Genomic DNA, 14,781 nt, shown 5'->3' on the forward strand with positions numbered 1-14,781 from the left:
AAGTAGACCAGCCATGGCCAGTACCGCCAACACCGAAACCGCCCTCAAGGAAGCGATGACGACGATCGAGGGCACCCTCGGCGTCGCCCTCGTCGACTTCACGAGCGGCATGGCGCTCGGCACGCTCGGCGGGGGCAAGGACCTCGACCTGACCGTCGCGGCGGCCGGGAACACGGACGTGGTGCGCGCGAAGCTGCGGACCATGGAGATGCTGGGCCTCAAGGACGAGATCGAGGACATCCTGATCACGCTCGGCGGCCAGTACCACCTGATCCGGCTGCTCAAGGGCCGCGGCAAGACCGGCCTGTTCCTTTATCTGGCGCTCGACAAGCACCGCGCGAACCTCGCGATGGCGCGGCACCAGCTGCGCAAGGTGGAGGACAGCCTGGAGGTCTGACGGTCCGTCGGCGGCGGGGTGGCCGCCGCGCGCACCACCGGGCGGCGTGATCGGGACAGGGGTTGGTTCCGATCGCGCCGCCCGGTGCTTATATAGGCCCATGACCGACCAGCAAGAGTTCCTGGCCCAGCGTTTCGAGGAGAACCGCGGTCACCTGCGGGCCGTCGCGTACCGCATGCTCGGTTCGCTGAGCGAGGCCGAGGACGCGGTCCAGGAGGCGTGGTTCCGGCTGGCCCGCACCGACGTGAGCGAGGTGGCCAACCTCGGCGGCTGGCTGACCACCGTGGTGTCGCGGGTGTGCCTGGACCTGCTGCGGTCGCGGACGTCGCGCCGCGAGGACTCGCTGGACGCGCGCGAGGCGTGGCTGCCCGACCCGGTCGTCGAGCGCCCCGACGCGGACCCGGAGCGCAGCGCGGTCGAGGTGGACTCGATCGGGCTGGCGATGCTGGTGGTGCTGGACACGCTGCCGCCCGCGGAGCGGCTGGCGTTCGTCCTGCACGACATGTTCGCGATGCCGTTCGACGAGATCGCGGTGATCGTCGACAAGACCCCGGCGGCGACCCGCCAACTGGCCAGCCGGGCACGGAAGAAGGTGCAGGCGGACGCCCCGCCGAAGCCGGATCCGGACCTGGGCCGGCAGCGCAAGGTGGTCGAGGCGTTCCTCGCGGCGGCGCGCGGCGGCGACTTCGAGGCGCTGGTGAACGTGCTGGACCCGAGCGTGTCGATGCGGGTCGACAGCGGCGCGGGCGTGCTGCGCCTGATCCGCGGCGCGGCGGACGTCGGCGCGCAGGCGTTCATGTTCCGCAAGATGGCGCCGATGGGCCGGATCGCGGTCATCAACGGCCAGATGGGCATCTTCGCCCGCCTCGACGGCAAGCCGGTCACGGCGATGGCGTTCACGGTCGGCGAGAACGGCAAGGTCCTGGACATCCAGGTCTTCGGCGACATGGAGCGCCTCGCCGCGCTGGACCTGCCGGACTTCGACTGACGGGCGGCTCAGCGGGCAGCGAAGCGGGGTGCATCCGATGTCTCCGGAAAGGAGATCGCCGTGAGACGCCCCGCTTCGCGGTACATGTATGTCCGGCGCGAGCCGACGGTCATCGAGTTCTTCGTGCTGCTGGGCCCCGCCGTCGTGTTGACGGTGGTGGGCTGGCTCGTGCTGCTGCTCCTGCTCGCGGTCACCGGGCCCGGCGGCGCGGCGGTGGTGTGGCTGTGCGGGTTCCTGGCGTTGACGGGGATCGCGCACGCGCTGCCCGAGTTGACCCTGCTGCGCTGGGGCTGGCTGGTGGCGGGCGCGGCGGCGGCCTTGACCTGGTGACGCGCTGACGCACGCCGCCCGTTCGTCGAGGAAGGCGCTCAACGCGCCAGACAGGCCCCGCCGTCGACGGCGATCGTGGCGCCGGTGATGTACGACGCGGCGTCGGACGCCAGGAACAGGACGGCGTCGGCGACTTCGTGGCGGGTACCGTGCCGGCCGAGCGGGCTGCGGGTCCCCGTGCCGGTGACGGCGGTGACGCGGCTGTAGCCCTCGGTGCCGGTCATGCCGCCTGGGGCGACGACGTTGACGCGGACCCCGTTCCGGCCCCACTCGATGGCGCAGGTGCGGGTCAGCGCGTCGACACCCGCCTTCGCCGAGGCGACGTGCGCCTGCATCGCCATACCGGTGTACTGGATCGTCGCGGATATGTTGACGATCGAGCCGCCGTGCTCGCCGAGGTACGCGTCGTACGCGGCACGCGACATGTTGAACGTGCCCAGCAGGTCGATGTCGACGACCGCCTTGAAGCCGTTGGTGCTGAGCCCGGTGAGCGGCGCGGGGAAGTTGCCCGCCGCGTTGTTGACGACGACGTCGATCCGCCCGAACGCGGCGACGGTCTCCGCCACGACGCGCTGCACCTGCTCCATGTCCCTTATGTCGCAAACCCCGTAGCGGGCTTCGATGCCCTGCGCGGCCAACTCCTTGACGGCGGGCCGCAGGTTGTCCTCCTTGCGGCTGCAGATCGCCACCTTCGCGCCGTGCCGCCCGAGGGTGCGCGCGACTTCGAGCCCGAGCCCGGTCGCTCCGCCGGTGACGATCGCGACCCGGCCGTCGAGGATGTCATCACGGAAGACGGTCATCGAGCACCTTTCGCCGGCGGATCCGCACGCGCGTCCGGCTTCACGTTACTGGTGCCACACCACCGCCAGGGTCTTGGACACCGCGAACGTGACGGCGAACACCGTCGCCTGGGTGACGTACCCCGCGGCGGCGAACGCCGCTACGCCGATGCCGAACCAGCCCAGTTCGAACGCGACGCGGACCGCCCCGTGCACCTTGTAGGTCGCGTCCGGCGCGCCGAACAGCGCCCACAGCACGATCAGTACGGCCGGCCCGCCGAGCCCGGCCAGCAGCCGTGCGCCGAGCCCGTCGCGGGTGGTGAACCCCCACGTCCCGACGCCGGCCAGCGCCGCCAGTTCGAGCAGGAAGACCACCGCGAGGTTGGCGCCCTTGACCACGATCATCGTCCGACTCCCCGATCCGTCGATTCGAAAACGATTCATGCTCTGAATGATTCTCAGAGGTTATTATGATCGGCATGAAGGATGTCAAGGGGGCCGACTCCCCCGACCTGACCGCGACGGCGACGTTCCGGCTCGGCACCGTCGGCGCGTACGTCACCGACGCCTACACCGCCCGCATCGACGCACTCGGGTTCGGGCTCCGGCCCAAGCACGTCGGCCTGATGACGGTGCTCGCCGCCGAGGGACCGGGCCGCTCGCAGCAGGACCTCGCGCGCGGCCTCGGCGTCGCCCCGAGCCTGGTCGTCGCCCTGGCCGACCATCTGGAGGGCCTCGGCGCGGTGCGCCGCGAGCGCGACCCGGCCGACCGGCGCCGCCAGTTGCTCACCCTCACCGACGAAGGCCGGGCACTGCTCGCGCGCTGCGCGGCGATCGGGCACGAACTCGACGAGGAGCTGCTCGACGGCGTCCCCCGGGCCGACCGCGAGCGGCTCCACGCCGTACTCGCCGCACTGGCCGGGCGGTTCGGCCTGCCCGGCTGACCCAGACAGGACGCCGCAAAGCCCCCTCCGGCTCCCGCGGGAAATGTCGTGTGCGTCACAGGGTTTGCGAGCAACGTCCGATCCGCCTCGCTACGTCATCCGGGTGCCGACCACCACGAGGTGGGCGGTTCGCACGAACCCCGGGTGAACCCGGGTGAACCCACGCACCCCGGAGGGACCCATGCGGCGGACGACGGTGACGGTGCTGGCGGCACTGGCGGTGTTCTCCGCCGCGTGCACCGGCGGCGGCGGCGGAAAGAGCGACGACGGCAAGGCGCGCCCGGCCGACGGCTCCGTCGTGTCCGGCGCGCCCGTCGGCGCGCCCGCCTCCCCCGGCTCCCCGGCGGCTCCCGCCGCGGCCCTCACGGTCACGCCCGCCGACGGCGCGAAGCTCACGCTGGGGCAGCCCGTCACGGTGGCCGTCACCGGCGGCCGGATCGGCGGCGTCACGGTCACCGCGGACGACGGCTCGGCGGTCCCCGGAGAGACCGCGCAGGACGGCTCGCAGTGGCACAGCACCGCCGCGTTGCACGTCGGCACGACCTACAGCGTCGTCGCCACCGCCACCAACGCCACCGGCCAGGAGACCCGCCAGACCTCGAAGTTCAGCACGCCCGCCGCCGACAAGAAGCTCACCTGGCAGGTCAACGTGAGCAACGGCCACCAGTACGGCGTCGGCATGCCGATATCCGTCACCTTCGACCAGCCGGTCACCGACCGCGCCGCCGTCGAGCGCGCGCTGACCGTCACCACCGAGCCCAAGGTCGAGGGCTCGTGGAGCTGGGTCAAGGACCGGAACCTGAACGACGGCCAGCGCATCGACTTCCGCCCGCGCGACTACTGGCAGCCCGGCACCAAGGTCACCGTGAAGGCGGCGCTCAACGGCGTCCCGACCGGCGGCGGCCGGTTCGGGGCCCGCGACGCGGAGGTCTCCTTCACCATCGCGCGGCACCTGGTCGCGACCGTCGACCTCAAGACCCACGAGATGACCGTCGACGACGGCAAGACGCCGGTCAAGATCCCCGTCACCGGCGGCGCCCCGGCGACCCCGACCTGGGGCGGAACGATGGTCGTGATGGACAAGGACCCGCACCTGCTCATGGACTCCCGCACGGTCGGCTTCGCGGACGCGTACCACGACTACTACGACTGGGCGGTCCACCTGACCACGTCGGGCACCTACCTCCACGAGAACCACCGCGCCGACACCGAGGCCGGCCACAACAACGTCACGCACGGCTGCGTGGGCCTGGCGACGGACGGCACCGCCCAGAGCTTCTACAACCGCGTCATCCCGGGCGACGTGGTCATCGTCAAGAACACGACGGAGAAGACGGTGGCCACCGGCAACGGCTACGGCGACTGGAACCCCGACTGGACGGCCTGGCAGGCCGGCAGCGCCCTCAAGTAGCACGCCCCCGCCGAGTGGCAAAAGAGGGGTGGGAGCGAAGCGACCTCGAATATGGGCGGTGGGGGGCGACGGGTGGGCGGCGCGCCAGGGTGGGCCGCGCGCCAGGGTGCGCGGCCTCACCGGGGGCGGGAAGATCGGGGCATGACCAACACGATCCGACTCGCGCAGCAGCCCGACGCCGACGCGCTGCTGGCGCGCAGCCCGCTGGCCGCGCTGGTCGGCATGCTGCTCGACCAGCAGATCCCCATGGAATGGGCGTTCACCGGCCCGTACACGCTGGCGACCCGCATGGGCGGCGACGACCTGGACGCGCACGACATCGCGGCCTACGACCCCGAGGCGTTCGCGGCGCTGTTCTCCGACAAGCCCGCGATCCACCGCTACCCGGGCTCGATGGCCAAGCGCGTCCAGCAGCTGTGCCAGTACCTCGTCGAGCACTACGACGGCGACGCCCAGGCCGTGTGGAAGGACGCCACGACCGGCGACGTGCTCTTCCAACGGCTGCACGACCTGCCCGGCTACGGCGAGCAGAAGGCCAAGATCTTCACCGCGCTCCTGGGCAAGCAGTACGGCGTCCGCCCCAAGGGCTGGCGCGAGGCCGCCGGCGCGTACGGCGCGGACGGCTCGTGCATGTCGGTCGCCGACATCACCGGCCCCGACTCGCTGCAGAAGGTCCGCGCCCACAAGCAGGAGATGAAGGCCGCCGCGAAGGCCGAGAAGGCGGCCAAGCCGGCCGCCGCGAAGAAGACCGCGACCAAGACGGCGACCGCGAAGAAGGCGGCCGAGAAGACCGCGAAGAAGTAGCCCGCCGCGAAACGACGACCGCAGGGGCCCGTACGGTGCGACACCGTACGGGCCCTTTTGCGCGGCCGGCGACTTTTCGCGGCCCCGACGACGCAGCGTTTTCCCGTCCCCATCCCGACTGATGAGTGCCCTGTTGTTGACGGATCGGGAGAACCGGGACCCGGATGAAGCGAGACCACGACCGCGCGTTCGACGACTTCGTCGTCGCCCGCGGCGCCGCGCTGCGCCGCACCGCGTACCTGTTGTGCGGCGACTGGCACCACGCCGAGGACCTCGTCCAGCACACGATGACGCAGGTCTATTCGCGGTGGCACCGAGTGCGTGATCCGAGCGCCATGAACGCCTACGCGCGGAAGATTCTCGTCCGCGCCTACGTGGACACCACGCGCAAGCGCTCGAGCACCGAGACGGCGACCGGGGCGCTGCCGGACGTCGAGGCAACGGCCGCCGGCGACCCCGACACCCGGGTCGCGTTGATGGCCGCACTCGACCGCATGACACCCGCGTACCGCGCGGTGCTGGTGCTGCGCTTCTGGGAGGACCAGAGCATCGAGCAGACCGCGGCGCTGCTGAACAAGAACGCCGGCTCCGTGCGGTCGGCGACCACCCGCGGGCTCGAGCAGCTACGCGCCATCCTCGGCGACCAGCTCGCCGACCTCACCCACGCCTAAGCGGTTCCTCCACGCCGGCTGTCCCAGCCCGCGCTCACCGCCTGCGTCCCACCTTCCTATGGAGAATCCTGTGATCACCGACGACGGCATGCACGACCTCTTCTCCCAGGCACTCCCCGGCGACGAACCCGACCTGCGCGACTTCCGCCCCGCCGCCCGCGCCGACGGCGCCCGGCTGCGGCGGCGCCGCCGGATCCGCGTCGGCGCGGCCGCGCTCGCCTTCAGCGCGGTCCTCGCCGGCACCGTCGCCGCCACCACGTGGCCCGAGCACACCGCCACCGGCCCGACCGCCACCGGCCCGGCGGCGAGCCAGGCCGCGACCACGCCTCGGCAACAGCTTCTCGACGCGCTGACCGCGGACCCGGTCCTCCGCGGCGCGACCGTCACCGACGGGCCACGCAGCGACGCGGTCTACTTCGAGGTGGCCCAGGCCGACGGCGCCAAGTGGGAGCTCCAGGTCGTCCCGGATCCCTACCTGTCCGGCGGAGTCCCTGGCCGGTCGTGCGGTGTCCCGTCAACCAACGAATGCTCCTGGGTGCCCCTCCCCGACGGCAGCCGCGCCGCCACGGGCGCGCTCTCCATGGGCGGTGTCCCGAACCCGGAGGGATTGCGTCACACCTGGCTGACGCTCGAGACCCCCGACGGGCGGGTCGTCCACGTCATCAGCACGAAGCTGGCGCTGCCCAACGGCGGCTACGCCACCGGCACCCCGCTCCCCGAGGATCAGCTGCTCGCGCTGGCCAAGAACGCCCGGGTCCTGGCCGCGATCCGGGCGCTCCCGAGCAAGTCCGCCAGCGAGGAGCCGCCCCCCGGGACCCCCGTGGCGTGCAAGACCGCCACGAGGACCGCGCCGATCGATCCGAACTCGGGCCTCGTGAGCTGCGACTTCCCCGCGAAGTAGGCTCCAGGCGCGCATACGCGCCAACGCCGAAGGGCCGGTGCGGATTGCTCCTTACCGGCCCTTCGGCTTGCCTCGGCGGTCAGCCCTCGAGTCCGCGGAGGATCTCGCTCGCCTGGACGGTGATCCGGTCGATCAGTTCCTGGCAGCTGGGGAGGTCGTCGATGACGCCGACGACCTGGCCGGACGCCATGACGCCCAGGTCCGGGCGGCCGTCGACCATCGCGGCCTTGAGCAGCATCGGGGTGTTGGCCGCCATGAGCACCTGGGGCCAGCTGAGGCCCTGGGACTTCTTCATGGCGAGGCCCTCGCGGACCATGTCCTTGATCGGGGTGCCCGACAGCTTCTGGAAGCGCAGCGCGTTGGAAACCGCCCGGGGGTAGCGGGCGACCGTCGAGCGCTGCTCGAGCTTCTTGACGAAGTCGGTGGCGAGCACGCGGTGCGGGACGCCGTCGACCTCCTTGGACACCACGGTGCCGTTGACGTCGGTCGCCAGGTACACCTCCTTGACCGCCAGGCCCACCGGGCTGTCGGAGGTCAGCAGGAAGCGGGTGCCCATGGCGATGGCGTCGGCGCCGTACGCGAGCGCCGCGACCAGGCCGCGGCCGTCGAAGAAGCCGCCGGCCGCGATGACCGTGACGTCGGTGTCCTTGAGGACGTCGGTGACCTGCGGCAGGAGCAGCGTGGTCGGGATCGAGCCGGTGTGCCCGCCGCCCTCGCCGCCCTGCACGATCACGCCGTCGACGCCCCACTCGGCGACCTTCTGCGCGTGCCGCTTGGCGCCGATCGACGGGACGACCAGCATGCCGAGGTCGTGCGCGCGCTTGATCAGGTCCTTCTTGGGGGCCTGCGCGAACGACGCGACCTTGATGCCCTCGCGGCCCATCAGCTCGATGCGGTCGGCGGCGTCGGGCGCGTCCGCGCGCAGGTTGACCGCGAACGGCTTGTCCGTGGCCTTCTTGACCTGCGCGATGGCGGCGACCAGCTCGTCGTACGACATGGTCGCCGACGCGAGGATGCCCAGGCCGCCCGCCTCGGCGGTGGCCGCGACCAGCGGCGGGTACGACACGTAGCCCATGCCGGTCTGCACGATCGGGTAACGGACCCCGAACTTCTCGGTGAAGCCGGTCTTCAGCGCCGGGTGCAGGGCCGTCATGCCGGGACCTCGCGCAGGCGCATGCCGCGCGGGTCGATGACCTCGCGGATGAGCCGCAGCTCGGCCTCGTCCGGCAGCCGGGTCTCGGGCACGTCGGACGGCACGACCAGCTCGAAGCCGGTGTTCTCGACGATCTCGTCGACGGTGGCGCCCGGGTGCACCGAGGCGAGGCGCATGGTGGCGGGGGCGCCGTCCACCGACACGAAGTCGAGCACACCGAGGTTGGTGACGACCCGGCGCACCTCGTGGAACCGCGCCGACGTGCCGACCTGGGCGGCCCGGTCGTAGCCGATGCACGACACCATGTCGACGGTCGCGGTGAGCACGCGCGCCGAGTGCTTGGGGATCCAGTAGCTGGTGGTGTGGTTGATCGTGTTGCCCGGTCCGCCGCGCGAGCCCAGCACCTGGCGCTTGGGCTTGGCCCAGTCGCCGATGGCGGAGATGTTGGCGTTGCCGTGCGCGTCGATCTGCACCGGGCCCATCATGACGTGGCGGCGCCCGGAGGCGAGCACGTCGAGGACCTGGCGGTAGGGGATCCAGCCGACCGCGGCGAACTCGTCCGGCTTGGCGCCGAGCCGGTGGGTGCCCTCGAAGAACAGCGACTCGCCGTTGGAGAGGACGAGGTCCGGCTCGAAGGTGGCGCGGGCCAGGCGGGCGCCGATGGTGGGGATCGTGCCCATCGGGGAGCCGATGATCTCGCCGTCGCCGCGGAAGCACTCGGCGACCGCGACGACGCAGACGTCGGCGCGGGTGATCTCGGTGAGGGTGTCGGTCACTTGGCGTTCTCCTCACGGAACTTCGCGACCTCGGCCTGGTACGCGGCCTCGTCGGCGGTCTTCAGGAAGCGCGCCTCGAACGCGGCCCACGCCTCGGGGTCGCCGGCGGCGGTGGCGTAGGCCTTCTGGAACGCCTCGTCGCGGCCGTACTCCGGCGGGCACTCGGTGAAGTGCGCGCCGTTGGGGGTCTCGACGACGCCGGCCGTCATGTACCGGTGCAGGACCAGCGTGTGGAAGCAGCCGGCCTCCTTGAGGAGGTCCTCGCTGGAGACGACCCGCTCGGCGGAGACGAACGCCTTGTCGGCGGCCAGGCAGAACAGGTCGTCCATGAACTGGTCGGGCCCGGTGAGCGCGGCGTTGCCCTTCTCGTCCGCGACGTTGGCGTGCACGAGCGCGACGTCCAGGTTGAGGGCCGGCATCGCGACCAGCTCCTCGCCGTCCTCGTACGGGGACGCGACGGTCTTCAGGTGCGGCGAGACCTTGAGGATGTCCGAGCCGAGGCCCGCGCGGGTGGGCAGGAACGGCAGCCGGTAGGCGGCGGCGCGCAGCCCGCTCAGGAACATGCCCTCGTCGTACTCGACGGCCTCGACCAGGCCGTTCTCGCGGACGTACCGGAAGTTGGGCTCCAGCGGGATGGAGTCCAGCGACACGAACGCGTAAACCAGCTTGCGGGCCTTGCCCGAGCGGGCCAGCAGGCCGGCGTCGGGGCCGCCGTACGAGACGACGGTCAGGTCCTTCAGGTCGGACCGCAGAATGGCGCGGACCAGGGCCATCGGCTTGCGCCGCGAGCCCCAGCCGCCGATGCCGACGGTCATGCCGTCTTCGAGCTGTGCGACGACCTCTTCGGGCGTCATGCGCTTGTCAGCCACGGTGGGTTTTCCCTCTCCCCTGCTCGTCCGCCTGCTACTTCGAGGTGTCCGCGTCGCGGCCCTCGACGAACGCGTCGCGCAGTTCGTCGGAGACGCCGGTGAGGTTCAGTTCGAAGGTGAAGCCCTGCTCGTAGCGGTAGCTGCGCTTGACGTCGACCGGGTCGATGCCGTTGAGCGAGGCCTTGGCGGCGCGGATCACGGTCGGCGACTTCGACGCGATGCTGCGGGCCACCTCGAAGGCGGTCTCGACGAGCTTGTCGCGGTCGACCAGCTTGTAGACGGAGCCGTAGGCGTGCAGTTCGGACGCCGGGGCGTTCTCGCTCGTGTAGACCATCTGCCGCATGCGGTGCTGCGGGACGAGGCGGGCCAGGTGGGTGGCCGCGCCGAGCGCGCCGCGGTCGACCTCGGGGAGGCCGAAGAACGCGTCGTGGCTGGCGACGATGATGTCCGCGTTGCCGACGAGGCCGATGCCGCCGCCGACGCAGAAGCCGTGCACGGCCGCGACGACCGGGACCTCGCAGTCGTAGACCGCGGCGAACGCCTCGTAGCAGCCCCGGTTGGCGCCGACGAGCGCGTCGTGGCCGGTGGTGTTCTGCATCTCCTTGATGTCGACGCCGGCGTTGAACCCGCGTCCCTCGGCGCGGAGCACGACGGCCCGCACCTGCGGGTCGCGGCTCGCGGCGCGCATCTTGTCGGCGAGCTCGAACCAGCCGGCGACGTCGAGGGCGTTCACCGGGGGTGCGTCCAGGACGACCTCGGCGATGCCTTCGCGCACCTCGTAGCGGATAGCCATGGCAATCGGATCCATTCGGCGTGTGGTAAATCACCATCCGATCTGACTGATCGTCAGATTTCTGCCACCATAGTTGACTCCTGACAGACCGCGCCAGACGCCGCCGCCGTGGCCGACGACACCCTTTCCCCCTCGGAGACCGCCATGACCGAAGCCTCCAACCCGCTGGACCTCACCGGTCGTGTGGTGCTCGTCACGGGGGGCGGCAAGGGCATCGGACGCGCCGTCAGCGAGCGATTCCTGGCGGCCGGCGCGGACGTCGTCGTGTGCTCGCGCAACGAGCCCGAGACGCTGCCGAGCGCGGGCGGCCGCACCGCCGTCTTCCACCCCGCCGACGTGCGCGATCCGGACACCGCCTTCGCCACCGTCGCTTTCGTCGAGGAGAAGTTCGGGCGGCTGGACGTCCTGGTCAACAACGCGGGCGGCGCCCCGATGACCGACGCGGCCACCGTCTCCCCGCGGTTCTCGAAGGCGATCATCGAGCTGAACCTGCTCGGCCCGCTCTACTTCGCCCAGGCCGCCCACCGCCTGATGACGACTCAGCCGGGACTGCACGGCGAGGCCGGCGGCGGCACCGTCATCAACATCAGCAGCGTGAGCGGCGTCCGCCCGTCGCCCGGCACCGCCGCGTACGGCGCGGCCAAGGCCGGGATGAACTCGCTGACCAGGTCGCTGGCCGTCGAGTGGGCCCCCAAGATCCGCATGAACTCGGTCGTCGTCGGCCTCGTCAAGACCGAGCAGGCGCACCTCCACTACGGCGACGACGCGGGCATCGCGGCGGTGGGCGAAACCATCCCGCTGGGCCGAATGGCTGAACCTGACGACATCGCGGACGTCTGCCTTTTCCTGGCCTCCCCGATGTCGCGCTACGTCAGCGGTGCGGAAATCCTCCTGCACGGCGGCGGCGAATCCCCGGCCTTCCTCCGCGCCGCGAACAGCGAGGCCGATCATGCGCCCGTAAACTGACGGCATGACAGGACAAGTTCGCACCGTCGACGGCCGCGTCGCCGGGCGACGCGGCCAGGCAACCCGGCAGAAACTGCTGGACTGCCTGCGCGAGATGCTCGACACGTCGCCGTACCGTGACGTCAAGGTCATCGACGTCGCCCGGATGGCAGGCACCTCACCCGCGACCTTCTACCAGTACTTCCAGGACGTCGAGAGCGCGATCCTCGAGATCGCCAACGACATGGCCAAGGACGGCCAGCGGCTCAAGGCCCTCACCGAGGACCAGGGCTGGACCGGCAAGGGCGGATACGCGGCGGCCGAGGCGCTGGTCGACGGGTTCCTGGAGTTCTGGCAGGAGTACGAGCCGATCCTCCGCGTCGTGGACCTGGCCTCCGCCGAAGGGGACAAGCGCTTCTACAAGGTCCGGCAGTCGATCCTGACCGCCGTCACCACGGGCCTCACCGAGGCCATCGAAGAGGTCCAGGCGAAGGGCAAGACCGGCGAGGAGGTCGCGGCGAACGCCATGGCGGGCACGCTCGTCGCCATGCTCGCGGCCGTCTCCGGACATCAAAAGGGCTTCGAGACCTGGAAGATCAAGATGAAGGACGTGCGTCCGGCGCTGTCCACCCTGGTCTTCATGGGCATCACGGGCAAGAAGCCGCCGCGCTGATCAGCGCCGCCGCACCACACGCCACACCCGCACCACCGAACGCACGACCGTTCGACACGTGTCGTCCGACCCGTGTCCGACACGGCATCACGCCCCGGTCGGCTTCCCTGCAAAGGAAGCGCCCCCGGCCGGGGCGGAGCACCCCACTCGACTCCCCCGGCGGCAGGACGGGCCGCCGGGCCGGCCGGGCCAGGGGTGTCTTGTCGTGTCCGGACCCTTGCCCGGCACCAAAGCCCCGCAGGGGACTGCGACGCGCTCTCGAAATCCACGAACGCCTCGCCTGAAAAGCCGAGTTGGCCGCAGGGCCGCCGGTCGGCAGCACTTGCGCGGATAGGTGCCTTGTCGCGTCCGGAGCCGGTTCCCGTAGGGTGAACGTTTCCGCAGGCCAACGGGGCCGCGCCGAAACGCAGGGGTGGGCAGAACGGTGCCGAAGCGCGCACTCGGGATAGCGGTCGCCGCAGTGGTCGTCATGGCGGGTGCCGCGGCGTGTTCGGACGACGCCAAGGACTACAGCGACGCCTCCGAGGCGTGCACGGTCCTCAAGCAGGTCCCCACGCGGATGCCGGAGCCGGCCAAGGACGGTCCGGCCGCGGACGCCTACGAAACGGCGACCTCCCGCTACCAGGCCGCAGTCGTGCTCGCCAGGGCCGCGTCGCTCAAGGACGCGAAGCACAAGGCGATGTACGACGCCTTGCAGCGCGGCCAGGACGAGTTCAGCCGCTCGTTCGACATCCACAAGGTGGAGCCGGCGGCCGCCGAGGCGCTGAAGCACTGCTGACCAGACGGCGCTTCACGTGCGGCCGTCCCCTGCGCCGGCCGCCACCCTTGCCGTGTCCAGGAGTTCGTCGACGGTGCCGGCGAACTCCGGTAGCAGCGTGAGCGCGACGATCCATGCGTCCGCTTCGGTGCCGAGCTTGCCGCGCGTCGTCGCCGCCAACTCCGCCCGGGCTTCGGCGAGACGGGCACCGCGCGCTCTTGCGAGGACGAGCAGAGCCGCATATGCGCCGTGCGCCCGGTCCAGCACCTCACGGGCGGACAGCAGGCCGTTTCCGTAGGCCGTCACGACCTGGTGCTTCGGCGTCTGGGACGACTCCGGCTCGGCCGCGATCAGATCGACCAGCCGTCGGCGGGCGGCACCGGGGCGCAGCCGCTGGGCGAACGGCGGACGGTCCGGCGGCGGTTCGGGCCGCGGCTCCGGGCGGGGCGCCATCAGCTCGAACAGCTGCCTGCGGGCGGCACCGGGCCGCAAGCGCTGGGCAAGCGGCCGTCGGTTCGGCGGTTCGGGCCGCTCCGCGGCCAACTCCGAAGGGCAACCGGCCTGGCGGGCCAACGCGGCCTTCGCGTGCCGGCTGTACGGCACCCTGCGGTGCTCGCGCAGGACCGCGTTCCAGTCGAGCGGGCTCCGGGGCGAGGCCAGCAGCAGGGCGAACGTCCCGTCGTCGTACCGCCGGGGGTCGCGCATGTAGTCGTCGAACGAGTCGTGGGCGGATTCGTAGCGCAAGCGCCGCAGCAGCGTCTCCATGCCCGTCTCGTGCGCGAGCGCCTCCACCAGCAGCTCGCGCCGGGTCGGCTCGGCGAGCGCGGCCGCGACCGCGTCGGACGGTTCGACGACCTCTCGCTGCGACGAAGGCGCCGGCACGGACGCAAGAGCCTCCAGGACCGCGTCGGGGCCCTCGGCGTCCAGCAGCGCGAGGCAGCCGCGCATCGTGACCGCGTGGTGGGCCAGCGCGTTCGTGGCCGTGTCGAGGTGGGCAAGCGCGTCGCGGACGAGGTCCGGGTCGGGTGCGTCGACACACACCGCGACGCAGGTCTGCAGCCCGTGCGTGTCGTAGTCGCCCGCGGCCGCCTCGACCATCGCCGCAAACGGCGGGGCGACGGGCAGCACCCTCAGCAACGCCTCGCGCGGTGCCCTCCGGTTCACCAGCATGCGCGCCGCCACCTCAGGGCGGGCCGTGTCCGCAAGCGCGGCGAACTCGCCTGGCCGCAGCCCGAGGTTGCCCGCCAGGACGGCCCGCTCGCGTGCTTCGCCGCGGTCCAGGACATGCGCCACCAGTCGCGGCCCGGGTGCTTCGTGCCCGCCCAGCGCGGCCTGGCGCGTCGCGGCGTCCAGCCGGGCGAGGACGGGGGCGAACAACGCGTCGGGGGCCTGCTCGAGGAGCAGCGCGGCAGGGTTCACGAGGGCGCCTCGGGGTGCGGGGTCGATGTCCGGACCCGGCACATCGAACCCCGCCCCGACGACGGGCGCAATGGTCCGCGACCCCGACCGCGCGGGGCGGTGCAGGCGTGGGGGGGGGGGGGGGGGCGGGGGGGGGCCCCCGGGGGGGGGGCGCCCCGGGGGGCGGCCCCC

18 protein-coding genes are annotated in these 14,781 nt (G+C 71.7%); 11 read left to right on the forward strand and 7 right to left on the reverse strand.

The window, feature by feature from the left end; genetic code table 11:
- The first annotated feature begins 13 nt into the window (after positions 1–13).
- The 3 genes from QI554_RS29530 (at position 14) to QI554_RS29540 (ending at position 1,715) form a co-directional block, all read left to right on the forward strand.
- A complete protein-coding gene (locus QI554_RS29530; protein ID WP_281474089.1) occupies positions 14–397 on the forward strand; it encodes a hypothetical protein in 384 nt (127 codons plus the stop codon).
- 100 nt (positions 398–497) lie between these two features.
- Positions 498–1,385: a sigma-70 family RNA polymerase sigma factor gene (locus tag QI554_RS29535; RefSeq protein WP_281474090.1), complete on the forward strand. Its 888-nt coding sequence runs from the start codon at positions 498–500 to the stop codon at positions 1,383–1,385.
- A 60-nt stretch (positions 1,386–1,445) separates the two neighbouring features.
- Positions 1,446–1,715, forward strand: a complete 270-nt coding sequence (locus QI554_RS29540) for a hypothetical protein (protein ID WP_281474091.1) — start codon at positions 1,446–1,448, stop codon at positions 1,713–1,715.
- A 38-nt stretch (positions 1,716–1,753) separates the two neighbouring features.
- On the opposite strand, the gene QI554_RS29545 is transcribed toward QI554_RS29540, so the two are convergent.
- Positions 1,754–2,515 (reverse strand): SDR family oxidoreductase, encoded by a 762-nt coding sequence (locus tag QI554_RS29545; RefSeq protein ID WP_281474092.1) that lies wholly within the window; start codon positions 2,513–2,515, stop codon positions 1,754–1,756.
- 45 nt (positions 2,516–2,560) lie between these two features.
- On the reverse strand, positions 2,561–2,938 hold the full coding sequence (locus QI554_RS29550) for a YrdB family protein (protein WP_281474094.1): 378 nt from the start codon (positions 2,936–2,938) through the stop codon (positions 2,561–2,563).
- A gap of 35 nt (positions 2,939–2,973) precedes the next feature.
- Between QI554_RS29550 and QI554_RS29555 the strand changes: the two genes are divergently transcribed.
- From QI554_RS29555 to QI554_RS29575, 5 genes are all read left to right on the forward strand, one after another.
- On the forward strand, positions 2,974–3,438 hold the full coding sequence (locus QI554_RS29555; RefSeq protein ID WP_281474096.1) for a MarR family winged helix-turn-helix transcriptional regulator: 465 nt from the start codon (positions 2,974–2,976) through the stop codon (positions 3,436–3,438).
- A gap of 181 nt (positions 3,439–3,619) precedes the next feature.
- Positions 3,620–4,849, forward strand: a complete 1,230-nt coding sequence (locus QI554_RS29560; protein WP_281474098.1) for a L,D-transpeptidase — start codon at positions 3,620–3,622, stop codon at positions 4,847–4,849.
- A 141-nt stretch (positions 4,850–4,990) separates the two neighbouring features.
- A complete protein-coding gene (locus tag QI554_RS29565; protein WP_281474100.1) occupies positions 4,991–5,653 on the forward strand; it encodes an HhH-GPD-type base excision DNA repair protein in 663 nt (220 codons plus the stop codon).
- Between the two features lie 164 nt (positions 5,654–5,817).
- Entirely contained in the window at positions 5,818–6,324 is a 507-nt protein-coding gene (locus QI554_RS29570) for a SigE family RNA polymerase sigma factor (RefSeq protein WP_281474102.1), read from the forward strand.
- Positions 6,325–6,394: 70 nt separating this feature from the next.
- On the forward strand, positions 6,395–7,225 hold the full coding sequence (locus QI554_RS29575; protein ID WP_281474104.1) for a hypothetical protein: 831 nt from the start codon (positions 6,395–6,397) through the stop codon (positions 7,223–7,225).
- A gap of 79 nt (positions 7,226–7,304) precedes the next feature.
- Here QI554_RS29575 and QI554_RS29580 read toward each other — a convergent pair whose 3' ends face one another.
- The 4 genes from QI554_RS29580 to QI554_RS29595 are packed head-to-tail and all read right to left on the reverse strand — an operon-like array spanning position 7,305 to position 10,816.
- Positions 7,305–8,378 (reverse strand): NAD(P)H-dependent flavin oxidoreductase, encoded by a 1,074-nt coding sequence (locus QI554_RS29580; RefSeq protein ID WP_281474106.1) that lies wholly within the window; start codon positions 8,376–8,378, stop codon positions 7,305–7,307.
- The gene (locus tag QI554_RS29585) at positions 8,375–9,154 is read right to left on the reverse strand and encodes a CoA-transferase subunit beta (RefSeq protein WP_281474108.1); all 780 of its coding nucleotides are present in this window, start codon (positions 9,152–9,154) and stop codon (positions 8,375–8,377) included. The genes QI554_RS29580 and QI554_RS29585 overlap by 4 nt, the downstream gene beginning before the upstream one ends.
- The gene (locus tag QI554_RS29590) at positions 9,151–10,023 is read right to left on the reverse strand and encodes a CoA transferase subunit A (RefSeq protein ID WP_281474110.1); all 873 of its coding nucleotides are present in this window, start codon (positions 10,021–10,023) and stop codon (positions 9,151–9,153) included. The genes QI554_RS29585 and QI554_RS29590 overlap by 4 nt, the downstream gene beginning before the upstream one ends.
- A gap of 34 nt (positions 10,024–10,057) precedes the next feature.
- Positions 10,058–10,816: an enoyl-CoA hydratase family protein gene (locus QI554_RS29595; protein ID WP_281474112.1), complete on the reverse strand. Its 759-nt coding sequence runs from the start codon at positions 10,814–10,816 to the stop codon at positions 10,058–10,060.
- A 144-nt stretch (positions 10,817–10,960) separates the two neighbouring features.
- Between QI554_RS29595 and QI554_RS29600 the strand changes: the two genes are divergently transcribed.
- The 3 genes from QI554_RS29600 to QI554_RS29610 all read left to right on the forward strand — a co-directional run bounded on the left by QI554_RS29600 (position 10,961) and on the right by QI554_RS29610 (position 13,212).
- On the forward strand, positions 10,961–11,782 hold the full coding sequence (locus QI554_RS29600; protein WP_281474114.1) for an SDR family oxidoreductase: 822 nt from the start codon (positions 10,961–10,963) through the stop codon (positions 11,780–11,782).
- Positions 11,783–11,786: 4 nt separating this feature from the next.
- Complete coding sequence (locus QI554_RS29605; protein ID WP_281474116.1) at positions 11,787–12,434, forward strand: TetR/AcrR family transcriptional regulator; 648 nt, start codon at positions 11,787–11,789, stop codon at positions 12,432–12,434.
- Positions 12,435–12,858: 424 nt separating this feature from the next.
- Positions 12,859–13,212 (forward strand): hypothetical protein, encoded by a 354-nt coding sequence (locus QI554_RS29610; RefSeq protein ID WP_281474118.1) that lies wholly within the window; start codon positions 12,859–12,861, stop codon positions 13,210–13,212.
- Positions 13,213–13,224: 12 nt separating this feature from the next.
- On the opposite strand, the gene QI554_RS29615 is transcribed toward QI554_RS29610, so the two are convergent.
- Positions 13,225–14,610, reverse strand: coding sequence for a hypothetical protein (locus QI554_RS29615; RefSeq protein ID WP_281474120.1), 1,386 nt, complete (start codon positions 14,608–14,610; stop codon positions 13,225–13,227).
- Between the last annotated feature and the right edge of the window lie 171 nt (positions 14,611–14,781).

The sequence above is a fragment of the Yinghuangia seranimata genome (assembly GCF_029953285.1).
In the GTDB taxonomy this organism is placed as follows: domain Bacteria; phylum Actinomycetota; class Actinomycetes; order Streptomycetales; family Streptomycetaceae; genus Yinghuangia; species Yinghuangia seranimata.